This is a genomic window from Psychroflexus aestuariivivens (genome assembly GCF_004010055.1).
Taxonomy (GTDB): domain Bacteria; phylum Bacteroidota; class Bacteroidia; order Flavobacteriales; family Flavobacteriaceae; genus Psychroflexus; species Psychroflexus aestuariivivens.
The window spans coordinates 18,729-42,800 of record NZ_RQVT01000051.1 but is presented as its reverse complement, the minus strand read 5'-3'; the positions used below and the strand labels follow the sequence as shown (position 1 = coordinate 42,800).

At 32.7% G+C, this 24,072-nt stretch carries 23 protein-coding genes; 10 read left to right on the top strand and 13 right to left on the bottom strand.

Features of this window, described 5'->3' with window-relative positions:
* Positions 1 to 23 precede the first annotated feature (23 nt).
* The 6 genes from ettA to EIG86_RS10510 form a co-directional block, all read right to left on the bottom strand.
* Positions 24 to 1,715, bottom strand: a complete 1,692-nt coding sequence (gene ettA / locus EIG86_RS10530) for an energy-dependent translational throttle protein EttA (RefSeq protein ID WP_127846138.1) — start codon at positions 1,713 to 1,715, stop codon at positions 24 to 26.
* Positions 1,716 to 1,774: 59 nt separating this feature from the next.
* A complete protein-coding gene (locus EIG86_RS10525) occupies positions 1,775 to 2,251 on the bottom strand; it encodes a DinB family protein (RefSeq protein ID WP_127846137.1) in 477 nt (158 codons plus the stop codon).
* A gap of 9 nt (positions 2,252 to 2,260) precedes the next feature.
* Complete coding sequence (locus tag EIG86_RS14190; protein ID WP_192901730.1) at positions 2,261 to 2,437, bottom strand: CAL67264 family membrane protein; 177 nt, start codon at positions 2,435 to 2,437, stop codon at positions 2,261 to 2,263.
* A gap of 78 nt (positions 2,438 to 2,515) precedes the next feature.
* Positions 2,516 to 3,196 (bottom strand): N-formylglutamate amidohydrolase, encoded by a 681-nt coding sequence (locus tag EIG86_RS10520; protein WP_127846136.1) that lies wholly within the window; start codon positions 3,194 to 3,196, stop codon positions 2,516 to 2,518.
* Entirely contained in the window at positions 3,193 to 4,416 is a 1,224-nt protein-coding gene (locus EIG86_RS10515; protein ID WP_127846135.1) for a glutamate-cysteine ligase family protein, read from the bottom strand. The genes EIG86_RS10520 and EIG86_RS10515 overlap by 4 nt, the downstream gene beginning before the upstream one ends.
* Positions 4,413 to 5,873, bottom strand: a complete 1,461-nt coding sequence (locus tag EIG86_RS10510; RefSeq protein ID WP_127846134.1) for a RimK family protein — start codon at positions 5,871 to 5,873, stop codon at positions 4,413 to 4,415. Before EIG86_RS10510 ends, EIG86_RS10515 begins: the two co-directional genes overlap by 4 nt.
* Positions 5,874 to 6,092: 219 nt before the next feature.
* Here EIG86_RS10510 and EIG86_RS10505 point away from each other — a divergent pair, with 219 nt between their 5' ends.
* Genes EIG86_RS10505 through EIG86_RS10490 form a run of 4 tightly spaced genes read left to right on the top strand, consistent with a single transcriptional unit; the run spans position 6,093 to position 10,428 of the window.
* Entirely contained in the window at positions 6,093 to 8,072 is a 1,980-nt protein-coding gene (locus tag EIG86_RS10505) for a hypothetical protein (protein ID WP_192901729.1), read from the top strand.
* Between the two features lie 4 nt (positions 8,073 to 8,076).
* Positions 8,077 to 8,895, top strand: coding sequence for a DUF2490 domain-containing protein (locus tag EIG86_RS10500; RefSeq protein ID WP_127846132.1), 819 nt, complete (start codon positions 8,077 to 8,079; stop codon positions 8,893 to 8,895).
* A gap of 10 nt (positions 8,896 to 8,905) precedes the next feature.
* Positions 8,906 to 9,793 carry an MORN repeat-containing protein gene (locus tag EIG86_RS10495; RefSeq protein WP_192901728.1) on the top strand — a complete coding sequence of 296 codons (888 nt, stop codon included), beginning with the start codon at positions 8,906 to 8,908 and terminating at the stop codon, positions 9,791 to 9,793.
* 35 nt (positions 9,794 to 9,828) lie between these two features.
* Entirely contained in the window at positions 9,829 to 10,428 is a 600-nt protein-coding gene (locus tag EIG86_RS10490; RefSeq protein WP_127846130.1) for a hypothetical protein, read from the top strand.
* Between the two features lie 35 nt (positions 10,429 to 10,463).
* On the opposite strand, the gene EIG86_RS10485 is transcribed toward EIG86_RS10490, so the two are convergent.
* Positions 10,464 to 11,096 (bottom strand): peroxiredoxin, encoded by a 633-nt coding sequence (locus tag EIG86_RS10485; protein ID WP_127846129.1) that lies wholly within the window; start codon positions 11,094 to 11,096, stop codon positions 10,464 to 10,466.
* Positions 11,097 to 11,225: 129 nt separating this feature from the next.
* Positions 11,226 to 12,560 carry a tRNA (N(6)-L-threonylcarbamoyladenosine(37)-C(2))-methylthiotransferase MtaB gene (gene mtaB / locus EIG86_RS10480; RefSeq protein ID WP_127846128.1) on the bottom strand — a complete coding sequence of 445 codons (1,335 nt, stop codon included), beginning with the start codon at positions 12,558 to 12,560 and terminating at the stop codon, positions 11,226 to 11,228.
* Between the two features lie 102 nt (positions 12,561 to 12,662).
* On the opposite strand from mtaB, the gene EIG86_RS10475 reads away from it, so the two are divergent.
* The 5 genes from EIG86_RS10475 to EIG86_RS10455 all read left to right on the top strand — a co-directional run bounded on the left by EIG86_RS10475 (position 12,663) and on the right by EIG86_RS10455 (position 18,010).
* A complete protein-coding gene (locus tag EIG86_RS10475; RefSeq protein WP_240032207.1) occupies positions 12,663 to 14,279 on the top strand; it encodes an ABC transporter substrate-binding protein in 1,617 nt (538 codons plus the stop codon).
* Positions 14,280 to 14,333: 54 nt separating this feature from the next.
* Complete coding sequence (gene rmuC, locus EIG86_RS10470; protein WP_127846127.1) at positions 14,334 to 15,665, top strand: DNA recombination protein RmuC; 1,332 nt, start codon at positions 14,334 to 14,336, stop codon at positions 15,663 to 15,665.
* Positions 15,666 to 15,669: 4 nt separating this feature from the next.
* Positions 15,670 to 16,212 (top strand): acyl-CoA thioesterase, encoded by a 543-nt coding sequence (locus tag EIG86_RS10465; protein WP_127846126.1) that lies wholly within the window; start codon positions 15,670 to 15,672, stop codon positions 16,210 to 16,212.
* A 230-nt stretch (positions 16,213 to 16,442) separates the two neighbouring features.
* The gene (locus EIG86_RS10460; RefSeq protein ID WP_127846125.1) at positions 16,443 to 16,781 is read left to right on the top strand and encodes a P-II family nitrogen regulator; all 339 of its coding nucleotides are present in this window, start codon (positions 16,443 to 16,445) and stop codon (positions 16,779 to 16,781) included.
* A gap of 2 nt (positions 16,782 to 16,783) precedes the next feature.
* Positions 16,784 to 18,010, top strand: coding sequence for an ammonium transporter (locus tag EIG86_RS10455; RefSeq protein WP_127846124.1), 1,227 nt, complete (start codon positions 16,784 to 16,786; stop codon positions 18,008 to 18,010).
* Between the two features lie 17 nt (positions 18,011 to 18,027).
* On the opposite strand, the gene EIG86_RS10450 is transcribed toward EIG86_RS10455, so the two are convergent.
* On the bottom strand, positions 18,028 to 18,744 hold the full coding sequence (locus EIG86_RS10450; protein ID WP_317129932.1) for a DUF4294 domain-containing protein: 717 nt from the start codon (positions 18,742 to 18,744) through the stop codon (positions 18,028 to 18,030).
* Between the two features lie 109 nt (positions 18,745 to 18,853).
* On the opposite strand from EIG86_RS10450, the gene EIG86_RS10445 reads away from it, so the two are divergent.
* On the top strand, positions 18,854 to 19,927 hold the full coding sequence (locus EIG86_RS10445) for a M42 family metallopeptidase (RefSeq protein WP_127846123.1): 1,074 nt from the start codon (positions 18,854 to 18,856) through the stop codon (positions 19,925 to 19,927).
* Between the two features lie 278 nt (positions 19,928 to 20,205).
* Here EIG86_RS10445 and EIG86_RS10440 read toward each other — a convergent pair whose 3' ends face one another.
* From EIG86_RS10440 to EIG86_RS10425, 4 genes are all read right to left on the bottom strand, one after another.
* Positions 20,206 to 21,156, bottom strand: coding sequence for a fibrobacter succinogenes major paralogous domain-containing protein (locus EIG86_RS10440; RefSeq protein ID WP_127846122.1), 951 nt, complete (start codon positions 21,154 to 21,156; stop codon positions 20,206 to 20,208).
* Between the two features lie 119 nt (positions 21,157 to 21,275).
* Entirely contained in the window at positions 21,276 to 21,923 is a 648-nt protein-coding gene (locus EIG86_RS10435; protein ID WP_127846121.1) for a hypothetical protein, read from the bottom strand.
* A 422-nt stretch (positions 21,924 to 22,345) separates the two neighbouring features.
* Entirely contained in the window at positions 22,346 to 23,134 is a 789-nt protein-coding gene (locus EIG86_RS10430; RefSeq protein WP_127846120.1) for an SDR family NAD(P)-dependent oxidoreductase, read from the bottom strand.
* Positions 23,135 to 23,250: 116 nt separating this feature from the next.
* On the bottom strand, positions 23,251 to 23,925 hold the full coding sequence (locus EIG86_RS10425; protein ID WP_127846119.1) for a TIGR04283 family arsenosugar biosynthesis glycosyltransferase: 675 nt from the start codon (positions 23,923 to 23,925) through the stop codon (positions 23,251 to 23,253).
* Positions 23,926 to 24,072 lie beyond the last annotated feature (147 nt).

Sequence of the window (24,072 nt, the reverse complement as noted above, 5' to 3'; positions counted from 1 at the left end):
AACTGATCATCTGTTAGTAATAATTATCGAACCAATTTTTTGTATTTTATTCGTTTTGGCATGGTATCACCCCCAAGGCGTTTTTTCTTATTTTCTTCATATTCGCTAAAACTACCTTCAAAGAAATATACTTCTGAATTCCCTTCAAAAGCTAGAATATGCGTACAAATTCTGTCTAAAAACCAACGGTCGTGAGAAATTACCACAGCACAACCAGCAAAGTTTTCCAAACCTTCTTCCAGTGCGCGAAGTGTATTTACATCCAAATCATTAGTTGGCTCATCCAGTAAGAGTACGTTTCCTTCTTCCTTGAGAGTCATCGCTAAGTGAAGTCTGTTTCTCTCACCTCCAGATAATTTTTCTACTTTTTTATTTTGTTCGCTTCCATTGAAATTGAAACGACTTAAATAGGCACGAGAATTCACTTTTTTTCCACCCATCATCACTAAATCCTGACCATCGCTGAAATTTTCCCAAATGGATTTATCAGGATCTATATTAGAATGAGCTTGGTCAACATAAGCGATTTTAGCTGTTTCACCAACTTTAAATTCACCTTTATCGGGTTCAATTTCGCCCATAATCATTTTGAAGATTGTAGTTTTACCAGCACCATTAGGACCAATTACACCGACAATTCCTGCTTGAGGCAAATTAAAATCTAGCTTTTCGTAAAGCAACTTTTCGTCAAAAGCTTTGCTCACGCCATTGGCATCAATAACATTGGTACCTAAGCGTGGACCATTTGGAATATATATTTCAAGTTTTTCATCAAGCTTATCTTGATCTTGGCTCATCAATTTATCGTAATTCTTAAGCCTTGCTTTTTGCTTGCTTTGGCGTCCTTTAGGTGCCATTTTCACCCATTCTAATTCTCTTTCGAGTGTTTTTTGGCGTTTACTGGCTTGTTTTTGTTCTTTCGCCATGCGTTTAGATTTCTGATCTAACCAAGATGAGTAATTTCCCTTCCAAGGGATTCCTTCTCCTCTATCAAGTTCCAAAATCCAACCAGCAACATTGTCTAGGAAATATCGGTCGTGAGTTACAGCAATGACTGTTCCTTTGTATTGTTGCAAATGATGTTCTAACCAATGTACAGATTCTGCATCTAGGTGGTTGGTAGGTTCATCTAATAATAAAACGTCAGGTTCTTTCAATAGTAAACGGCATAAAGCAACTCGGCGCTTTTCACCACCTGATAGAGTTCCTATTTTTTGATCGGATGGCGGCGTTCGTAAAGCATCCATAGCAACGTCAAGCTTGTTGTCTAGTTCCCAAGCATTGGTGGCGTCGATTTTGTCTTGCAAAACAGCTTGACGATCCATCAATTTTTGCATTTTATCTGGATTTTCGTAAACTTCTGGCAATCCAAAATCATCGTTAATTTTATTGTATTCATCTAGAATGGCAACAACTTCCGAAGCGCCTTCTTTTACAACTTCTAGAACTGTTTTTTCTGGGTCAAGTTCTGGTTCTTGCTCCAAATATCCAACAGAATAATCTTGAGAAAAAACCACATCGCCTTGATAGTTTTTTTCAATTCCTGCAATGATTTTCATCAAAGTGGATTTACCTGAACCGTTGAGACCAAGAATACCAATTTTTGCACCGTAGAAAAAACTCAGGTAAATATTCTTTAAAACCGGTTTGTCTTCGCCAGGATAGGTTTTGGAAACTCCTGACATAGAAAATATCACTTTTTTATCGTCTGCCATATTGAATTTTTTTATGCTATTTTTTGTTTTTAAATATCGAATTTTAAATAAGTTAAACTCTATTTTTTATAAAGTCCAAGTAAGCGTAATATAATTATCATTTGCCCGGTATGATAAGCCGTGTGTTCAATAATTAAAAGAATTTCACGCAGTAAATTATGATTATCAGAATTTTCAACTGTTGCGTTAAGTTCGTTTTCAGGTTCTAATATGAAATTTTCTAATTTTTTTCGATCTTCAAAATATTCTTCCTTTAGATTATTCCAATCATTTTCTGTTTGTGGAGCTTCCTGCTCTGGCCAATAATGGTCTGGCCATTTTGAAGCTTTATAATTTTCTGAAATTGTATATTCTAAGATATCCTTTTGTGCAAAAACAACATGATAAAAAAGTTCATAAAAAGAATAAGGTAAATTGTATGGTCGCTCTCCCAATTTCGCAAAAGGAATTTCGTCTACAAAATTTTCTAAAGGTCTGAAAGCCTCACTCCCTTTTAAATGTTTTAGTAACTGCTTTTTATGTGTTGAATCTGACATTATGCTATTTTAAACCCTTCCTTTTAACGCGTTAAAAACCCAAGCTATCGCAAAAAAACCAATACCTACTGCCGCAAAACCCCAACCTGCAATTTCATTATATCTGAATGCACCTAGCGCAATTAGACCAAGTCCTACAATTATCATTATAAATGTAGCCCAAGCCAAAACTGTGTTTTTATTCATTAGTCTTTTATTTTTGTGATTTACAAAATTACGAAAACCAATTTTAATGTCATTTCAATCTAAAGTATTTAAAATATTTCATTTCAAATTTGAAACACAATTCTGCAATTTTAATGTATAATCTTGAAAATTGAATGGTTTTTTGAACAACTTTTGATTGATTTCAAGTTCAATTCCAATATAATTATTCGGAAATTTTTTTCGTAGACTTGTCGTGAATCCATCGGCTTTGCCTAAATATGGATAATTCATCCTAACTCTGAAATTATTAAAATTTGATTTCAATTCACTTTTAAAATTTTTAGCCCATTCTTTTTCAAGTTTGCGCTTTGGGTCGTATAAAATTCCAAATTCAGTATTACGAATATTTCCATTCAAAATTGGTGTAAAGCTGTGGATTGAAAGATGTAACACAATTTCTCCAGTGTTTATTATTTCTTCAATTCTATTTTGAATACTCTGGCGATAGGGTTGGTAATAATGATTTTGAAGATTTTGTTTTTCTTCATCAGCTAAAGATTTTGAAATACTTGAAAATAAACTTGGATGATGTAAAGACCTGTTGACTTCTATCAAAAGTCTACTCCATGAATAATGGTAAGAAAAATCAGCTATGTGTTCTAAAGTTTTAAAAATTTCAAAAGCGCCAATATCATAGCCTTCATGTGTTTGAAGTCTTTTTTTGTGATTTTTGAAAATTGAACTGAATTCATTTGGAATTGCTGAACTTGCATGCTCACAAGTCAAGATTAACTTCATGGCAGGAACATTTCGTTTTTAGACAAACAAACGCCAATCTTTTGATACACTTTTAAAATATTTTCTTCAGAAAAATCTTCGTTTTGAGCTTTCAAAATTCTTGTGGATAAACTTCCGTGATTCAGAATAAATTCAATAGCTTTAGAATGCCTTGAATCTAATCTAGAAGATAAATTTGAAAATAAATGTTTGAAAATATCTTTTACAGTCATAGATTCAGCTTCAATTCCAAATAATTTTAAATAGTTTTTATTTTCGATTACAGCTTCTTCAGCATTTTCAATATTTTGATATAATATTTGAAAGAGATCAGTTTCGTGCCAAGTTTTTTGTTCTTCGAGCGAAGTGTATTTTTCACTTACTAAATCTTTTAATATTTCAACAATAAAACTAGCGATAGAAATATCTGCCAATGGACATTCTTGTAAATCCAGTACGCGAATTTCTATGGCATTTCTATCAAATCTTGCGATTGCACCTCTGGAATTCAGAAAATGATGCTCTAAAATATGGTCTAAATCAAATGGAGCTATAGCTGTGTTTATAGGGTCAAAAATTTTGGTTTTATAGGTTTCATAATCAAAAACTTGCTCAGGAATCACCTTTCCAGTCATTTCAGGTATTTGTTTTTGATTGCTCAAATACAACTTCATTCTAGAATCTTTCACATCTGTTGATTTTCCGTCTAAAATCGGTGAACTTGCACTCAACCCTGGAAGAATTGGAAGTAAAATTCTTATCGCAGCGTGTAATTTTTCGAATTCTGAATCATCGTAAAATGGCAGATTGATATGCATACTTTGCACATTTGACCAGCCGTGACCTTTGCAGTCAAAAATTCTATTGTAAAGTGCGTAAACTTCACTGTAAGAATGTTGCCAAAGCTTCATTTCTTGTTCTGGATTCATCAATGGATGAGAAGCGGTTGACCATAAACACAGATTTTTTGTTTCAAGCAGAGTATTAATTTCAATAATATTCTGGTGGAATTTTTGATCTAAAGAATTTAAATCTTTAGTCGGTCCGTTTGTTTTTATTTCTATAACGTGAGCCGCCAATTCGTTACTCCATTCAATAGCTCCGTTGTCAACATCAGAGACGATTTCACCTGTTTTCAGTTTCATCAATTCATCTACGGAAGCTTGTATTTTTCCGTTTTCAATATTGACAAGCATATATTCTAATTCGATACCAAATACTTCAAAAAGATGAAATGTCATGAGTCTTGTTTAGAGTTAAGTCGATTTTTTAAAGTTTGAAGGATGTTTTTGTAAATGGCTTCTCCATACAACCCATCTTCTACCCCAAAATCGATATTTGGATTGTCGTTGATTTCGATAACGAGAGCTTTACCGTTCACTTCTTTCACATCTATTCCATACAAGCCTTTGCCCATAATTTTTGCTGATTTCAGTGCAGCTTTCATCACTTGTTCTGGCACGTCTTCTATGGCAAAAAAATCTGCATTACCATCTTGATCGTCTTTTTTGTTTGCAGACCAGTTGTAGATTTGCCAATGGCCTTTTGCCATAAAATAACGGCAAGCGTAAAAAGGTTTATTGTCTAAAATCCCAATCCGCCAATCGTATTCAGAAAACGTATATTCCTGAGCAATAACTAAGTCTGAAGTTTTAAACATTTCGGTAATCAAAGTTTCAAACTCTTCTTTGGTTTTAGCTTTTTTAACACCAAATGAAAATGTAGAGTCTGGAGATTTCAGTACACAAGGCAAACCAGTGACTTTTAGCACTTCATTTTTATTATCTTTATGTACGATAATCGTTTTTGGTGTTGGTATTCCATTTTTTTGAAGTGCTTCAGCCATAAAAACTTTGTTGCAACATTTCAAAATAGCATCTGGATAATCGATAATTGCTAAGCCGTCTTGAAGTGCTTTTCTAGCAAATGCATAGGCTTCATTATTAACTTCTGTGCTTTGTCTGATAAATAGAGCATCGAAAGATGACAATCTGTATAAATCTTCTGGATAAATCAATTCTACGTAAAAATTCATTTTCTCTGCCAAATCCATAAATTTTTTGATCGCTTTTGGATTGCTTGGTGGTGCAGGATCATTTTTCTGAACTAAAATCGCTAAATCATATTCAGCTTTATTTGCTTTTGGTGTATCGTAGCGTTTTTTTGAAAAATACTGAGACGCAAAATAATGCATGCTTTCCAAGTGATCTTTAGGAATTTCAGAGATTGAAATGGCTTTTATAGACTTGATGTTCCATTTTGTAGTATGTTTGAAAACCACTCTCAAAAACGGTATTTGAAAATATCTGAAAATCAAACTGCTCAACTCACGGTACTTTTGGGCAACGTTTTGCCCAAAATAAATACTCAGCGTAAACTCTTGAGATTTAATTGTTTTTAGGCTTTTCTGAATTTCTTCTTCAAAATCTTCAGAAACTATTTTAACAAGTTTTTTCTCTCCAAGATCGACTAAATTGCTAATCGTAGGGATAGATGTATGTCCTCTAGCTTCAGCTAATAATGAAACATAGTAACCTTTGGATTGGTAACTATATTTATCACTCAGATTGAAAACCCGCGCATTTTTCAGGTTCGCATATTCAGGTTTTGTCAGGTAATCTTGTGAAGTTATAATGGACGTATGATCCATCTTTATTGGCCATTTTTCGGGTTGACTAACCACAATAAGTTTATTCATTTAAGGCTTAAAAAATCAATCAAATATAATTGAAAATTATAATCGATTGTAAAAAAATAAAAAATTAATTCTGATATTTTATATATGGAATTTACTTTGAAAAATAATATTTATACAAGTTAAAAGCTGTTTCATAAAATGAAATTAAAATTTACTTTTGCACACTTAAATATTTATAAATCAATAATTTTGAATTTTATATAACATTACTATTTTTATATGAATCAAAAAATATTTTTGTGCTTTACTTTCTTCCTCATTTTGTTAGGCACAGATATTCATGCGCAAGAAACTCAGATATACAAAGGGAAATACAACTTACAAAATGTAGGTGAAGGTTTGGCTGAATATCATTATTTCATCAAGCAAAAAGATACAATTTTTGAAGGTGAATTTAGTTTTTCTAATTTGGTAGAAACCAGTGGTAATAATAGCTTTGAAAGTATTTCCTATAATGGGAGTTATAAAAAGAATAAAATGCAAGGCGACTGGGTATTCAGTTTCAAAGCAATAGATTCCGTTGGCAAACTTAGAGCAAAAGATTTTGATTTGGTCAGCACAACTTCTGGTGAAGAGTTTTTGGTAAAAGGTTTTTTTGATGATCATGAACAAAAAGACACCTGGAAAGTCATTCGACGTTGTTTCAATAATTCCAAACCAACCGATACTAGTTTGACTGCAGAAATAGATTTTGGACGCGAAAACTTGAAAGAGAATTTCTCGTCAACTGCCAAAAACATTAGTGTTGATGGGGTTTTCGATAATAATGGAATGATAGATGGCGATTGGATTATAATTCATAATATTAATAACACTGAAATAAAAGAAGTTAGAAAATTTGAAAATGGAGTCTTGACAAATCATTATTTTTCAGTAAATAATGAAAAGATATTTGTAGATTATTTAGGTTTAGATATGTCTAAAAATGCCAATGAAAAAACCTGGAGCAATCACGATTTTAATGAGCTTTACACCGAAGTTTTGAAAATTGCCAATATCAGTTCCTACACTCTAGATGAATTTGATGTTCATTTGGATGATTTATCTCAAATTTCTCTAGATTTCATCAAAAAAACATTTTTAAGTTCCTATAAACATAATGACATCGCATTTTGGGATGTGGTCAGTCAAAAAGCTATAGATGTCGACCATTTAACCGTAAGCTTGAGAAAATATCCACTTTCTATCGACGAGAAAAAAGCTATAAAAAGTATCAAATCCGATTTTGTAGAAATTCAAAATAAAATTTCAAAATTCAATGATGAAAGTTTGGTAGAAATTGGTTTACATCAATACGAAACGCTCAAAACCACTAATGAAATTTATAAAATTATCAGTGAAAACCTCGTTGATTTGAAACATAATGTGGACATTTCTCAGAGTAAAGCCTTGCCTTATTTGGATCGATCAAGTTTAGACAATCGTATTTTTAAAACCATTGAATTTCCTAATAAATCACGCACTGATTTTCAAAACGAAACATTGATAATCGAAACAAATCTACCATCAGCATTCAATCCTTTAGGTTTTGAATTACCAGTCTTTGCAAGTTTTATCAGTTCAATTAAGCAAAGAGTGACGGAACTGGATTCAGCATCAGATTTTATTTTAGATGATCTTAAAAAACAATCAAAACTAAACGAAATTGAGGATAAATTGGTGTCTAAAAAAGATTCGATTTTGAAATTTTATAAGGCAAATGAAAACGATGAAAAATTCAATAAATACCACGAAGCCGTTGCTTTTGAAATAATAAAATACACAAAAGAACAATTTGAAGCCTATGCCAGTCTAGAAATTGATGAGAAGAAAAGAAAAATTGATTTTTATCTTGATTGTTTTGATGAGATTATTTCACTTTACAAAATGCAGGCAGAATTGCCTTCAAAAATTGAGAGAATCAAAGATTTATATACAAGAACAGTCTGGAATCCATATACTTACACTGACATGAAAGAAACTGTGAAGGAAAGAATTTATGAATCTTTTGATGAAATTCTGCTTCCTCACCTACTCGAGAAGTTCAATAATGAGATAGATTGTGAAAGTATTTCTAAAAACATAAAAAACTTCAATAATCTTTATAATCGCATGGTTGAATTACGTGAACAAGATACAAAACAGATTGAAAAGGCACTGAAAAGAGAGAAAAATCCGATGCTTATCTTTGAGATTTTATCTGTAAACTATACTGAATAAGTTTATGAAAAGTATTTTATTTATTACTCTAATCCTATTATTTATAGGGTTTACGCCTTTAGAAGTCATCTCACAAGAAATTGAAGGCGAACCAAGTAGGTTCAAAAAACCCAGCACTTATGCTTGGTTTCATAGTTATGGAAAAGTTCGATTGGGTGAAAAGCTTTTTTGGGATGCGCAAACACATATCAGAACCACACAATATGATGGCACTGATTATTTTGGAAGAATGGCGCAAATATACAATCGACACGGAATAAAATATCTTTTTTCAAAACGCTTTAGTGCAACTGCAGGCGGTGTTTTAAGATTGAATTTTACACCGCAACCAGACAATAATAATTATGAAAATATAGTATTAGAACCTAGAATCTGGCATGAATACCTATTTTCCATGCCGTTTGATTATTTTAAAGTTTTTCACCGCTTTCGTATTGAGCACCGCTGGAGTCGGACAAATTTAAAAGGTTCAGACTACAGGTATAGAAATCGCTATAGATATAAATATTATATGTATATTCCTATAAATCGTCAAAAATTGGAACCTGGCGCATTATATTTTTCACCAGATGTGGAGTTAATTATGCAAAGCGGAAAATCTGTACGTGATAACCCTATAGAAGACTTAAGATTTACACCAAAAATCGGATATATTGTCAATCCAAGATTGCAATATTCATTAAGCATGATGTACACTCTAGGCCAATCTAATCTTGACGGCGCTAGATATTCAACCCGATGGATTTTCAATTTTAATGTCTATTATTCATTCGATTTTAGGAAATTTGAAAATAAAATTCCAGAAACAAATTTCATGGATTAAAAAAAATAATATGAGTGAAAAGTCAAACAAACAAACTAAGAAATACAGACTCCTATTCTTTGTGACTCTCTTTTTATTAATCACCATTGTGCCATCATTAATATGGCTAACGATCAGAAATAATTCTGCAAGTGGTTTGAAAAAAATGAAAGACAATATTTCTCAAAAAGAATCTGAAATTGAGTCTTTAAATAAAATTTTGAAAGCAGATGCTGCTTGGATTTACGATCGTGATTTGGAAAAAGCCATCTATGATTTAAAATCTATTGAAGGAAATTCTGAAAATGAAAACATTCAAAATAGAATTTCTGCGTTGCAAAAACTTCAATATGAATTTAATACCGACAGTAATTCAGTAGAACAATATCGAATTCAAATTCAAACTCAAGAAAAATCATTAAAGAAGTTTGAAACAGAAAGAGATAGTTTGCAGAAAATCGTTTCAAATACTATGGATTCTATTCAAAAACAAAGCGATAGTATGATTCAGGTTATTGAAGAAAAAAAACAATCTTTAGCTAGAAAAAACGATATTCAGGTCATTTCTTTCAAGTCTGAAAATGGTGATGAAGTCCATTATTTAGGTGAAGTTCATAACGGAAAAGCCAACGGTGGCGGGATCGGCATATGGCGAACTGGCAGCATTTATCGCGGTGAATGGAAAAATAACAAAAGGCACGGTAAAGGCACTTTTGAATGGGCGGACGGACAAAAATATGAAGGTGATTTTGAAAATGACATAAGATCTGGAGCCGGAATTTATTATTGGCCTAGTGGTGAGCGCTATGAAGGTGAATTTGAAAACAATCGCCGTGAAGGTTATGGTACGCTCTACGACCCTGACGGTAATATTAGTTTTGAAGGTGACTGGAAAAATGACAAACCTGTAAGAGAATAAACTTCTTTTTTATTTTAAAGTCATTATATTTGATTATGAAAAATTTCAAACCAATAGACATTTTATACAGATTCAAAATAATTGCTTTACTTTTTATAATAGCGATCTGTCTATCATCATGTGGCGCTAAGTCTATTCCACAAGACGCTGTATTTTTATATGAAGATCAACTTGAATTTATGGATGGTTACTATGCCATAGAACCTTACCAAAACTTTGGTCAGTCCAATTACCTCAGTTTAGAAGAATTTTTCAACATGAAGATTCCGATATTTGTAGAGTATTTGGAATTCGAATTTCAAGATGAGGAAACTTTGCGTGTGAGCTACGAATTTGAAAACGAAACTTTTGATAAAATCATAAAAGGCAAACACAAAAAAGGCGCTTTCTACTTGGAAAAAAAGCATCGATTTATCGGCATTCCATTAATATTTTGGACTCAAAAAAAATATGGAAAACGTGTTATGATGGGCAAAGATGACAATCTCGTTATAGACATTTATGATGAAAATAACTTTGGAATAATTGAATTCATAAGACTATCTCAAGAAGATTATGAAATTCATTTTTACAATCGGCTTTATGAAAATGTGCAACTTCCACCAAAAGATAAAAAAAACAGCCTTGATAACTAAAACCAAGACTGTTGTATAATTGTTCTTTTAAAAAACTATTTTATAATAGAAGTCGTTCTTAGGTAAGGTTTTACAGTTTTATGATCTGGAAAACGTTTTTTAGCTTCCTCATCACCGATCGATGGTGAAATAATAGCATCATCGCCTTGTTTCCAATCTGCTGGGGTTGCCAATTTTTCATTTGCAGTGAGCTGCAAACTATCAATGACTCGTAGCAATTCATTAAAATTTCGTCCAGTTGATGGAGGATAGGTTAAAGTTAACTTTATTTTTTTATCAGGACTAATAATAAATACTGAGCGAACCGTTGATTTTTCTGATGTGTTCGGATGAATCATATCATACAATTCTGCCACTTTACGATCGCCATCGGCAATAATCGGAAAATTGACTGTTGTATTTTGTGTTTCGTTAATGTCTTTGATCCATTCGTGATGATCTTCAATTGGGTCAACACTCAGGGCGATAACTTTGACATCTCTTTTTTCAAATTCACTTTTCAATTGTGCAGTTCTACCAAGCTCTGTTGTACAAACTGGCGTAAAATCGGCAGGATGAGAAAAAATCATTCCCCACTTCTCCCCTAACCAATCATGAAATTCAATTTTTCCTTCGGTTGTTTCTGCAGTAAAATCTGGAGCCGTATCGCCTAATCTTAAATGTGCCATAATTGTATCTAGTTAATAATTATTCGAATCTAAAATTAAGCAATACAAAACTCGTGACAACTTAAAAGAATAGATTTAGCGTTTCATTTTGATTTTATCCAAAAATTATCGAAAACTAAATGCTTTCAACTAAACCAAAGCTGCGGGAACTTTTTCAAAATCAAATCTAACCAAACCATCATCGTCAATGTCTTTCAAAAGAATTTTATGTTTGGTATTGACTAAATCTGGATTCCAAAAGGTTTTCACTTTCACGTAATTCTCGGTAAAGCCGTGAATGTAGCCAGATTTATTTTCGCCCTCAAACAAAACTTCATGCGTTGTATTCAATTGACTTTCATAGAAAGCACGTCGCTTTTTGGCAGACAAACCACGCAACATTTTGCTGCGTTTCTTCCTGACTTTCATCGGGACGACATCATCCATTTCTGCCGCTGGCGTGTTGTCTCGCTCGGAAAACGTAAACACATGCAAGTAGGAAATATCCAGTTCATTCAGGAAATTGTAAGTTTCTAAAAACAGTTCTTCAGTTTCACCAGGAAAACCAACAATAACATCTACGCCAATGCACGCATCAGGCATTTTCTGTTTAATATTCTGCACACGATCCTCATATAATTCCTTCATATAGCGACGACGCATTTTTTTCAACAATTCGTTGCTGCCGCTTTGCAGTGGAATATGAAAATGTGGGACAAACATTTCGCTATTTGAAACAAAATCAATGGTTTCATCTTTTAGCAGATTTGGTTCTATAGATGAAATTCGAAGACGTTCTATCCCATCGATTTGATCTAATGCTTTGACCAAGTCTAAAAATGTGTGTTCGTGACGCTTGTTGCCAAATTCTCCTTTGCCATAATCGCCAATATTCACGCCAGTTAGGACAATTTCTTTGATGCCTTGTTCTGAAATTTCTTTAGCATTTTTCAGAACATTGTCCAAAGTATCTGAACGAGAAATCCCTCGCGCCAACGGAATTGTACAATACGTACATTTATAATCACAACCATCTTGAACTTTCAAGAATGCACGAGTTCGATCACCGATAGAATACGAACCGACATAAAAATCGGCTTCGTTGATTTCACAAGAATGAACTTCACCAAAATCATTTTTAGTCAAATCGCCAATATAATCGGTCACTTTGAATTTTTCTGTAGCGCCCAAAACTAAATCTACGCCGTCTACATCAGCTAAATCTTCTGGTTTGAGTTGTGCATAACAACCAATGCCGATGATAAAAGCATCAGGATTGGTTTTTTGGGCTTGTTTCACGATGGTTTTAAAGCGTTTGTCCGCATTTTCTGTCACACTGCATGTGTTGATTACAACCACATCTGCATGTTCATTGAACTCCACACGATTATAACCTTCATCTTCAAAATTTCTCGCTATAGTTGAAGTTTCAGAGAAATTCAGCTTGCATCCTAAAGTATAAAACGCTACATTTTTATCTGTCATCATTACAAATTTTGTCCATGCAAAAATGAATCGAAATCGCTTGGATTCTTCTATATTCGCATAATCTTTGCAAAGATACCAACTAAAATTTGTTTACTAAAATTGAAAAAAAAACCATTTTACATACCAGTTTCAGTTGTAATACTTTTACTTTTTAGTTTTTGGTCTTGTCGCCAAAATGACGCCGAATCTCGGGATTTAAAAGTATTTCGATACAACGAGCACGCCAACATCACGTCTTTAGATCCTGCTTTTGCCAAAGACCAGCGCAATATTTGGCCGGTGCATCAGATCTACAATACTTTGGTAAAATTGAACGATTCTTTACAAATCGAAGCAGATTTAGCTAAAAGATGGAACATTTCTGACGATGGTTTGACCTATAATTTTACCCTAAGACCAAATGTTTTTTTCCACAAACACAAGGTTTTTGGTCAAGATTCCACACGACAAGTGAATGCCAAAGATGTTGTGTTCAGTCTAGAACGCCTCACCGATCCTGAGGTTGCCTCGCCAGGAAGTTGGGTGATGAAAAACCTAAAACATATTGAAGCCACTTCAGACTCTACAGTTCAAATTCAATTGAAACAAGCTTTCCCTGCATTTTTGGGTTTGCTGTCTACAAAATTCTGTTCTGTAATTCCTACAGAAATGCAAAACCTAAATTTTCAAACTGATGCCATTGGTTCAGGTCCGTTCTATTTTAAGCGCTGGGAAATTGGCGAGAAATTGGTTTTGAGGAAAAACGATTTATATTTTGAAACCGACGATAATGGTAGAAAACTACCTTATTTGGAAGCCATTGCCATTACATTTTTACCAGACAAACAAAGTGAGTTTTTAGCTTTTGTGCAAGGTAAAATCGACTTTCTTAGTGGTTTGGATCCTTCTTATAAAGACGAATTGATCACCACCGAAGGCGAACTAAATCCGAAGTTTGAAGATCGCATCCGTATGCAAAAAAGCCCATATTTGAATACAGAATATCTGGGTTTTTATATGGATAGCGATTCCAGAGAAATTCAATCTAAAGCTTTTAGAAGAGCGATAAATTATGCTTTCGACCGAGAAAAAATGATTAGATATTTGCGGAATAATGTGGGAATTCCTGCAAATAATGGATTTATTCCCAAAGGTTTACCTGGATTTTCAAATCTAAACGATTTTGAATATAATCCACAAAAAGCCAAAAGTTTACTAGAAGAATTCAAAACTGAAACTGGAATTCAAAACCCAAAATTGACGATAAGCACAAATCCATCGTATATAGATTTGGTAGAATTCATTCAAAAAGAAATAGAAAGAATCGGCGTTTCTGTAGAATTAGATGTCATGCCGCCTTCTACTATTCGCCAAAAACGATCTGCAGGGCAATTAGATAATTTCAGAGCGAGTTGGATTGCCGATTATCCAGATGCCATCAATTATTTGTCTTTGTTTTACAGCGATAATTTTTCCCCAAACGGTCCAAATTATACGCATTTTCAAAATAAAACTTACGATTCGCTTTATATATCTGCGATGAAAACAGTCAGTGATTCTGTGCGTCAACAAAAATATGCTGAAATGGATTCTATCATTATAAATGAAGCGCCAATTATTCCTTTATATTATGACGAAGTTGTGCGTTTTAGACAGAAGAATGTGGAAGGTTTGGGAATCAATCCTATTAATTTATTGGATTTGTCCAGAGTTCAAAAATTAGAAATTCAGCAATAATTTTTATTTCCAGAGTATAAGATTTCTATCTTTATAGACGAAATAAGTTAACATATGGAATATTTATTTTTTGGCTCAGCCATACTTATAGCCGTCGTTATAGGCTTTTTTATTGGAAAATTTTCTAGTCGATCCAATATTAAAAATCTTCAAAATCAATTGATAGATAAGAATGAAAACTTTAATCGGGAAATTGAACGTGAAGATGCAGCCAAAACTGAATTCAAACAAATTATTGAAAGATTAAGAGATGAGCTGAAAACTACTGAAAATGAACGTAATGATATTAAAATTGAACTTTCAGGAAGGAATCGAGATTTGCAAAATTCAGAAGAAAAGCTAAGTTCACAAAAAACTGAAATGCTTTCACTTCAAAAGAAATTTACCACTGAATTTGAAAATTTAGCACAGAAAATTTTGGAACAAAAATCTGAAAAATTTACTGCTGAAAACCAAAAAAATATAGCTCAGATTTTAAGTCCGCTCAAAGAAAAAATTTCAACATTTGAAGAAAAAATTGAAAAGTCTAATATCGGTTTTCTGAAAAGTCACACCGAATTGGGCGAAAAACTTAAATTTCTGAACGAGCAGAATATTAAGATTTCTGAAGAAGCAAACAATCTCACAAAAGCTTTGAAAGGCGAAAGCAAAACACAAGGCAATTGGGGTGAATTGATTTTAGAAAAAGTTTTAGAAAAATCAGGTTTGGTAAAGGGTCGTGAATATGAAATGCAAAAAAGTTTCAAAGACGATAATGGTAAGATACAATTTCCAGATGCAGTGATCAATTTACCAAATAACAAAAAAATGATTATCGACGCCAAAGTGAGTTTAACGGCTTACGAAAGGTATGTCAACACTGAGTCTGAAGATGAAAAAATTATTTTCCTCAAACAACACATCAAGTCGATGGAGAATCATTTGAAAAATTTGAAAAATAAGAAATATGAAAATTTAGGTGGCGACGATACACCAGATTTTATTTTAATGTTTATTCCTGTAGAACCGGCATTATTCTTAGCTCAAAGTGAAAATCCTTCTTTTTTCTATTCCGCATTTCAGGATAATATTTTAATGGTGAGTCCTACGACACTATTGTCTACTTTACGCACAGTAGATATGATTTGGAGCAATGAAAAGCAACAACAAAATGCAAAGCAAATAGCCCAACATGCAGGTGATTTGTATGATAAATTTGTTAATCTCATCGAGGGAATGGAAGACGTTGGCAATCGCATCGATTCTACCAAATCAACTTACGAAAAAGCGATGAAAAAATTGACTGGTCAACAGAATTTGGTAAAGGATATTGAAGCCCTGAAATTGATGGGTGTAACTTCTAAAAAAACCATTGAAAACAAATGGTTGGATAACTCTAAAAAATAAAATTATGAATAATAAATACAAACATAGTTCAGAGTCACAAGTAGTAATTTCGCAACTCATGCTTCCCTCCCATTCCAATTTTGGTGGAAAAATTCACGGCGGATTTATTTTATCATTATTAGATCAAATTGCTTTTGCCTGCGCATCAAAACATTCGGAAAATTATTGTGTTACAGCAAGTGTTGACCGGGTAGATTTTTTGAATCCTGTTGAAGTTGGCGAATTACTGACTTTAAAATCAACTGTAAATTACGTAGGTAAAACCTCGATGGTAGTTGGTGTTCGCGTTGAAGCTGAAAACATTCAAACCGGAAAAAAGAAGCATTGCAATTCTTCATATTTCACAATGGTTGCCAAGGATGATTCTGGTCAATCTACCCAAGTTCCAGGTTTAATTTTAAAAAATGAAAACGATCATCGTCGTTTTATCAAAAACATTAAGCGTATGGAATTCAGAGCTAAACATGACCAGGCTTTTGACAATTTTGAATTTGACAAAAACCAATCTAAGATTGCATTGAAAGATTATAATGTCAAAATTTCATAAATTTAAAAAGGTTCTAAATAAGTTTCTGTTTTTGAAAAGACCTCAAAAATTCGATCCAAAATTCGATTAAATTTCGAAATCCAGAATTTTACTTCATCATTCTGAACAATTCCTCAAGCTATAAATTTAATATATTTTCAAAATCAACCCTATAAAACATAGGGTTGATTTGCATTAAAATAAGTTTTATTTACATTTAACCCCTAGTTTAAAGAATTAAATACAGCAACATGAAGAAAATCGAAGCTATTATTCGAAAGTCTAAGTTTGATGAAGTTAAGTCTGCTCTTCACAATATAGAAGTCAATTTTTTCAGTTACTGGGATGTTACAGGTGTTGGAAATGAAACTCAAGGACACGTCTACCGAGGAATTACATACAGCACTTCAGACATTCAAAGACGCTATCTGGTAATTGTCGTTTCGGATGATTTTGCAGACAAAACGATAGCAGTTTTGCGAGAACACGCCAAAACTGATAAAGTCGGTGACGGTAAGATTTTTATTTCTACTATAGATGAAGTCATTCGGATAAGAACAGGAGAAACAGGTCAAAAAGCAATAAACTGATTATGGAAGACGCAATTTTTACGGCCAACAATATTTGGATGATGCTTTGCATTGCTTTGGTTTTCATCATGCATTTAGGGTTTTCACTTTTAGAAATAGGCTTGACACGACAAAAAAATTCAATTAATATTCTATTCAAGAATGTATTTATTATTTGCTCTGGTTTGATTTTATATTACATCATAGGTTTTAATTTGATGTATCCAGGAGAATTTAATGGATATTTAGGTTTGAACAATCTTGGTCTTAATCTGCCAGAAAACGGTTTAACAAGTGATTATGCTAACTCGAGTTATACATTTTGGACAGATTTTCTTTTTCAAGGAATGTTTGCTGCAACAGCGGCCACTATAGTTTCTGGAGCAGTTGCGGAACGCATAAAAATAAGTGCATTCATTATTTTTTCAATTTTTTATGTTGGTTTAATTTATCCTATTTCTGGCTCTTGGCTTTGGGGAGGTGGTTTTTTGAGCGATTTTGGTTTTTATGATTTTGCTGGTTCAACACTTGTTCATTCTGTCGGCGGTTGGGCAGCATTAGTAGCGGTAATTTTTTTAGGACCTAGAATTGGAAAATTTAAGAATAAAAAGTCCTTTGCAATTCCTGGTCATAATATTCCTTTAGCTGCAATGGGTGTTTTTTTATTATGGTTTGGTTGGTTTGGGTTCAATGGTGGTTCTGTACTTTCAGGAAATCCAGCGCAAACATCACTGGTTTTGGTTACAACAAGTTTAGCTGCAGCGGCAGGCGGAATTGGAGCTTGTATTAGCAGTGCAGTAATTTTTAAGAATTTTGACATCACTATGTTTATGAACGGTATTTTAGGCGGATTAGTTGGCATTACAGCAGGAGCAGATTTAATGTCGCCTACAGAAGCGATGATTATTGGCGTTCTCTCTGGGTTAATTGTTGTTGTAGCAGTTAAAATACTTGATAATTTAAAAATAGATGATCCTGTTGGTGCCATTCCTGTTCATTTATTCTGTGGGATTTGGGGTACGCTCGTCGTTGGGATTTTTGGTAATATGGCAAGTATCGAACAATTTTGTATTCAACTGGCTTCATTGGCTTTTATCGGGGTATTTTGTTCTCTAAGTGCTGTCATAATTTTATTGCCAATTAAAATGACAATTGGTTTAAGAGTAAAAGCAAATTATGAAATTGAAGGTCTAGATATTAATGAACACGGCATGGATGCTTATGCAGACTTTGGGTTGAATCAGCATTGAAAACTAAAAAGTCTTTACTATTTACCACTCATCCTAAGGTGACTTGGAGACTTTAAGTTTTTTCTTTCCTGCCACTGCTCCATTAATTTAATTAGGTTAATATCGATTTTAGGATCTTGATTTTCTAGTCTGCCCTCTTGAAATTCACGCCTTAATATATCTTCGATATAAAAATCTTCTTTCACATTAGCTGGATCATATTTTTCTTTAAGAGATATATTAAACATACTGGCTGTTGTATTATACCAAAAAGCTCGCCAGCCAGAACGCAAATCTTTAACCATATCGAAAGTTGTAACTCCTGTTTGCCTATACATCAATTTCACTAATATTTGGCCTTCAGTTTTTGTTAGTTTTTTTAATTCCTCTGTGAATTCATCCTCGATATAGCGCTGAATAAGTTTTGTGTATTTTCTTCGCTTTCGATTAGATTCTATTTTATCCAAACGTTCATTTAAAGTTTCCAAGCGGTTAGCCGCTAAAACAGCATAAGGCCAGACTTTTTTGGTTTTACGCTTCAAAATAAGATAATCTCTAAAATCATCTCTATTTTTAAACTTCAGACGTGGCATGATTATCACCTCATCAAGTTTCACTTCGTCTACAATGCTAGTGTCTTGATCTATAATTATGAATTTTTTAGTTTCTTTTGGAGTGAACTCAGACAGTTCGGGTTCCTGCGCATGTAATAACATACCTGAAGCCAAAAATAAAATATATAAGATTTTCATCATTTACTTTTTCATATTCAAATCTAAAATCGTTCCAAAAATAAGTATAAGAAATCAAGTAAATCTCAATTCTTTACTAAATTCGCAAGAATAAAAAATTAAAATATAGATTATGAACGATAAATCGATGAAATTTTTAGAAAACTATCTAAATAATGCAGCGCCAACTGGATATGAATGGGAAGGTCAAAAACTTTGGATGGACTATTTGAAACCTTATGTAGACAGCTTCATCACAGATACTTACGGAACTGCTGTTGGTGTTATAAATCCTGAAGCCGAATACAAAGTTGTGATTGAAGGTCATGCAGATGAAATTTCTTGGTACGTTAATTATATTACTGATGACGGATTAATTTATGTCATTAGAAATGGTGGTAGCGATCACCAAATAGCAACCTCAAAACGTGTTAATATCCATACTAAAAACGGAATTGTAAAAGGCGTTTTTGGCTGGCCAGCCATTCATACTAGAGACAAATCTAGTGAACAAGCGCCAAAGTCTGACAATATTTGCATAGATGTAGGATGTTCTAATAAGGAAGAAGTTGAGAAATTAGGAGTTCATGTTGGTTGTGTAATTACATACCCTGATGAGTTTTTTATTTTGAATAAAGATAAATTCGTTTGTCGTGGATTAGACAATAGAATGGGTGGATTTATGATTGCTGAAGTCGCCAGGATGTTGAAAGAAAACAATGTTGAATTGCCTTTTGGTCTTTATATAACAAATTCCGTTCAGGAGGAAATTGGTCTTCGTGGTGCTGAAATGATTACGCAAACAATCAAACCAAATGTTGCTATCGTTACCGATGTTTGCCACGATACAACTACGCCAATGATAGAGAAAAAGAAAGAAGGTTTGACAAAAATTGGAGATGGTCCAGTCATTAGCTATGCTCCAGCTGTTCAGAATAAGCTTCGGGAATTATTGATTGATACGGCCGATAAACATAAGATTCCATTTCAAAGAATGGCTGCCAGCAGAATGACAGGTACTGATACTGATGCTTTTGCTTATAGTAATGGCGGCGTTGCTTCTGCATTAATTTCTTTACCGCTAAGATATATGCACACTACTGTAGAAATGGTTCATAAATCTGATGTTGAAAACGTAATTAAATTAATTTACAATTCGCTTTTAGAAATTAAAAATGGTGAAGATTTTAGTTATTTCAAATCTTAATCAAGGTTAAAACTACCAGATTCACATTATCTACTTTATTTGAATTCATTTAAAGTAATGGTTCACAAATGAATTATAATTTATTTAAAGTCTGATAGTTAAACCTTAAATTATTATTAAACTAATTTGAATTCGCCTCCCTTAGGTTTTATCTTCGGGAGGTTTTTATATTTTAAGCCTCAGAATTTTTGAATAATTAAATTTGAACTAGATAATTGTATTATTGTTGTCTAATTTGAATTCGCTTTACAAGAAAATAAAGAAACATAAGTTAATAATTATTGATTTTTAATACATCTTATGGATGCTCCTCCTGCTTGAGCATGACTTGTAACTTGAGATGACGATTGATTGATTCCCATGTCTTTTCCATTCATATTTTCATTAGTTGAAGACCAATAATATCCAAACAAGGCTTCAGAAGAAACTACACCATCAGCATTTCCACGATAGCCTGGTAAAGGCAACTTTAAAACACTTTGAATAGCTCCGTTAGCATTTTGTGTTGACCAAGAATTGATTTCTTCTGCTAATTCACTTGGTGTTGGTAACCTAAATCCGCATGGACATGGATTATTTATAGCATCTACACCATCCCATGTGGTAGAATTTTCAATTGTATTCCAAGTGGCAAACCCAGCAATAAAATTTCCATGTTCAGGTTGTACTGAGTTGGCTTGTTCATTTACAATATTGGAGTTCTTTTTTTCGTGACCATCAGCTCTTCTTCCCCATTGGTAATAGTCTCCAAAAGCACGATTATCACTAGATGAGACTGCACTGCGTTGAGCACCAAGATTTCTATCCATCCACGTCCTTCCGGTTATAGGATTGGTGATTTCAACAATTTCTGTAACATTATCCGTGCCTAAGCTTTTGGTTGTAAAAGACAATGTGTTTCCTTCTATTTCTTGATTATCTAGATTTGCAAAAATTGTAACTTCATAATTCGTCTCAGGATCCAAATAACACAAAGGGTTTATACCATTTAGATCAGCATCAAACCAAGTATCTGAAGATAAATTTTCTTCTTCAGCTTTATGAAGTTTTAATTGAAAATTCGCTACATTATTATTGGAATTTATCTTTGCAAAAGCTCTATTTTGACTCACTGAGTAAATTTCTTCGATTTCAAAATTAAAGTTTTCTTCGTTTTTCAAATTATCGTCTTCTGAGTTACAAGCGATTAAAAGTAAAACTAATGCTAAATATATCAGGTTATTCTTCATAATATTGATTTATATTGTAATTATATAAATTTTCAGTGACTTAAATTTAAGATTCAAAAGCATTTTAATTATTAGTATTAATTCAATTTTTTTTACTGCTTCCTTGTACAAGTATTCTTTTAATTTTCTTTAAATCCAAATTCATTATTCAATTCATTTTTAGCATTTTCCGCACCATCAACAAGCATTTTAGATAAACTAATTATACGATCCAGACGCTTAAATGGTAATTTGACTTTCTCTTTCAGTTCATTAGAATCTTGCTTATAAAAATAATCCACTCCTTGTTCATAATTAGCTGTAATGTATTTTTCATATTGTTTATTGAAACCTTCTATTTCTTCTAAAAACATTAAATGTGAAGAGTGAAAACTAGCCACACCCTTAAAAACTTTAGGATCCATATCTGATAAACGCCCACTTTCGACAAGTGAATTAATAATTTCTAGGTGCCAATAATCGCCATAAAATCGCATGTTAGCAGGTAATTTTTTTAAGGGAATAAGACTATCAAGTTCTTTTTTATAATTTTGAAATAGATTTATGAAACCATCGTCAAATTCTTCTTGGCCAGAAAGGTGAAAGGCGTCCATATCTTCATAGATCGCTCGATAAATTTGAACTTGTTCATTTGCTTTATTTTGTTCTTCTTTTCTTGCATTTAGCCAAAAAGCCAGAAAAACCCCTACAAATACTACTAAAAAGTCAAAGAAGTACTTTGTCATTTTTGGAAGTATTAATTTTATTTTTTTGAATAACTTTTTCATTCTATTTTAAAATTTAAATGGAGACAAATATTTTTTGTGCCATTATTAAACGCTAGACTTATTTATTTTCTGTTCTCCGTGCGCTTTAACAAAAAAGTTACTCATATTTTTTGATAATAAATTGCTTTGAATTACAAAATCATAATATTCAATAACTTAGCATGATATTTGAAAGAAATTTTTAAATATTGCAAAAGTGTAAAAAACTTCTTACATATTTAAGTCGTTTACCTAAATTGTGTGACTTTGGAAATTATAAATTTATTATTAATGTTAGCGTGATTAGTTTCGTGTAAATGTATACAAATCATTCGAATTAACACAATACTAAACTATCATCGGCTAAAGACCGATGGTAGTTTAGTATTTTTCAACTTAAACGCTTTGTAAAATATTCCATTCTAAAAATGAGAATTAATTTTTTACATTGCGCGATGACTTTTGGTTCTTTTTTTATAAGATTCGTAATTTTCCTTGACAGATTCGTCGATTTTTAAAGGTTGATTAAAATTCGTATCGATATCTTTAAGACGTTGTTTACCACCCAAAATGACGTTAATTTCTTTATTCAATAATCCATCAATAGACTTTTCAGCAACCAGTTCTGGTGAATCCATATTATCTACATCTGCATTTTTCATCATTTCAGTATCAGTAGCTGTTGGATATACTGTCATCACATGAATATTTTCAAAAATAAGCTCCCTTCTCATAGCTTCTGAAAAATGCTTAACACCAGATTTTGTTGCCGCATAAACCGAATAAAAAGGCTTAGCTATGTAACCCAGTCCAGAAGAAATATTTATAATCCCTGCGTCTTTACTTTTTAAAAGTAAAGGCAAAGATTTTTTAGTGAGTAAAATAAGTCCCGTAAGATTGACATTAATTTGGTCGATAATATCCTGATCAGATAGTTTTTGAATTGGAGAAGCACTCACTACTCCCGCATTATTAATCAACAAATCTAAATGTTCCCAATTGGAATTAATTTCAGAAACAACATGTTCCACATCTTCAAGTTTAGAAATATCTGCTGAGACCAGAATAAAGTTTACCTCTGGAAAGTCCTTTTTCAATTGTTCTAATTTTTCTTTCGTCCTTCCAACTATGGCAAAATCTTTTACACCATGAGTAATTAATTCCTTTACTAAAGCTTTGCCTATTCCGGCACTTCCTCCGGTAATAAGCACTTTTTTATCTTTTAACTCCATGACATCTATATTTGTGAATTAAATATAGGAAGAAGTTCTTAGTTGATTCAACCTTAATAAGCCTTTCACGTTTTTTTAACCCATTAAAATCTAATTAAGAATTGATTTTTGTTGAATTATCGATCTGGATAAAACCTTTTTAGACTATCTGGATGTATACCTACTTTATAAAGTCCAACTAAAATTAAATCCACGATTAGTTGCTTAGTAACGCCATTGTTTTTTAACCTTCGGTTTGAAGTAATTACGTAAGTTTTTAGTTTTTTAAATTTTCCTTCACGCCGTAATCGTTTTTGAATCTCAACATCTTCCATGAAAGAAATCTCTTTATAACCATTGATCTTCTTGAAAACTTTTGACTTTATAAACATGGCATGATCTCCATAAGTGAAAAATTCTAAACTAAAATGGCTCAAGTATTTATAAATTTTAAAAAACAAATGCGACCCGTTCATGATGAGCCTAAAACTGCCTCCAGAAACTTTTTTATCTTGACATAAATCGACTATTGATGAATAAGCGTTATCTGGCAAAATAGTATCCGCATGCAAAAAAAGTAAAATTTCGCCTTTTGCAAGAGCTGCGCCATAATTCATTTGTGAAGCTCGACCTCTTGGAGATCTAAAAACTTGAACTTCTTTAAAACCCTTAGCAATTTCAAAAGTATTATCAGAGCTTCCGCCATCAACGACAATTATTTCAAAATCACCTTGAAGTTTCAAGCTGTGAGCTAAAACTTCAGTAATATAATTTTCCTCGTTTAAGGCAGGTATGATGATACTGATAAGCATAGCGCAAAATTATGGCCTGACTGAATCAACTTCTGCTAAATTCAAAATAAAAATTCCCTAAACTGAACAACCTGATATATAAAAAGAACTAAAAAACCAAAGGCAGCAGTAAATTCTACTGCCGCTGAAGTGACAAAGCCTAAACTG

Excerpts from the sequence above, each read along its gene's own strand:
- ettA (WP_127846138.1), bottom strand. The coding sequence starts at position 1,715 with ATGGCAGACGATAAAAAAGTGATATTTTCTATGTCAGGAGTTTCCAAA.
- EIG86_RS10525 (WP_127846137.1), bottom strand. The coding sequence starts at position 2,251 with ATGTCAGATTCAACACATAAAAAGCAGTTACTAAAACATTTAAAAGGG.
- EIG86_RS14190 (WP_192901730.1), bottom strand. The coding sequence starts at position 2,437 with ATGAATAAAAACACAGTTTTGGCTTGGGCTACATTTATAATGATAATT.
- EIG86_RS10520 (WP_127846136.1), bottom strand. The coding sequence starts at position 3,196 with ATGAAGTTAATCTTGACTTGTGAGCATGCAAGTTCAGCAATTCCAAAT.
- EIG86_RS10515 (WP_127846135.1), bottom strand. The coding sequence starts at position 4,416 with ATGACATTTCATCTTTTTGAAGTATTTGGTATCGAATTAGAATATATG.
- EIG86_RS10510 (WP_127846134.1), bottom strand. The coding sequence starts at position 5,873 with ATGAATAAACTTATTGTGGTTAGTCAACCCGAAAAATGGCCAATAAAG.
- EIG86_RS10505 (WP_192901729.1), top strand. The coding sequence starts at position 6,093 with ATGAATCAAAAAATATTTTTGTGCTTTACTTTCTTCCTCATTTTGTTA.
- EIG86_RS10500 (WP_127846132.1), top strand. The coding sequence starts at position 8,077 with ATGAAAAGTATTTTATTTATTACTCTAATCCTATTATTTATAGGGTTT.
- EIG86_RS10495 (WP_192901728.1), top strand. The coding sequence starts at position 8,906 with ATGAGTGAAAAGTCAAACAAACAAACTAAGAAATACAGACTCCTATTC.
- EIG86_RS10490 (WP_127846130.1), top strand. The coding sequence starts at position 9,829 with ATGAAAAATTTCAAACCAATAGACATTTTATACAGATTCAAAATAATT.
- EIG86_RS10485 (WP_127846129.1), bottom strand. The coding sequence starts at position 11,096 with ATGGCACATTTAAGATTAGGCGATACGGCTCCAGATTTTACTGCAGAA.
- mtaB (WP_127846128.1), bottom strand. The coding sequence starts at position 12,560 with ATGACAGATAAAAATGTAGCGTTTTATACTTTAGGATGCAAGCTGAAT.
- rmuC (WP_127846127.1), top strand. The coding sequence starts at position 14,334 with ATGGAATATTTATTTTTTGGCTCAGCCATACTTATAGCCGTCGTTATA.
- EIG86_RS10465 (WP_127846126.1), top strand. The coding sequence starts at position 15,670 with ATGAATAATAAATACAAACATAGTTCAGAGTCACAAGTAGTAATTTCG.
- EIG86_RS10460 (WP_127846125.1), top strand. The coding sequence starts at position 16,443 with ATGAAGAAAATCGAAGCTATTATTCGAAAGTCTAAGTTTGATGAAGTT.
- EIG86_RS10455 (WP_127846124.1), top strand. The coding sequence starts at position 16,784 with ATGGAAGACGCAATTTTTACGGCCAACAATATTTGGATGATGCTTTGC.
- EIG86_RS10450 (WP_317129932.1), bottom strand. The coding sequence starts at position 18,744 with ATGATGAAAATCTTATATATTTTATTTTTGGCTTCAGGTATGTTATTA.
- EIG86_RS10445 (WP_127846123.1), top strand. The coding sequence starts at position 18,854 with ATGAACGATAAATCGATGAAATTTTTAGAAAACTATCTAAATAATGCA.
- EIG86_RS10440 (WP_127846122.1), bottom strand. The coding sequence starts at position 21,156 with ATGAAGAATAACCTGATATATTTAGCATTAGTTTTACTTTTAATCGCT.
- EIG86_RS10435 (WP_127846121.1), bottom strand. The coding sequence starts at position 21,923 with ATGAAAAAGTTATTCAAAAAAATAAAATTAATACTTCCAAAAATGACA.
- EIG86_RS10430 (WP_127846120.1), bottom strand. The coding sequence starts at position 23,134 with ATGGAGTTAAAAGATAAAAAAGTGCTTATTACCGGAGGAAGTGCCGGA.
- EIG86_RS10425 (WP_127846119.1), bottom strand. The coding sequence starts at position 23,925 with ATGCTTATCAGTATCATCATACCTGCCTTAAACGAGGAAAATTATATT.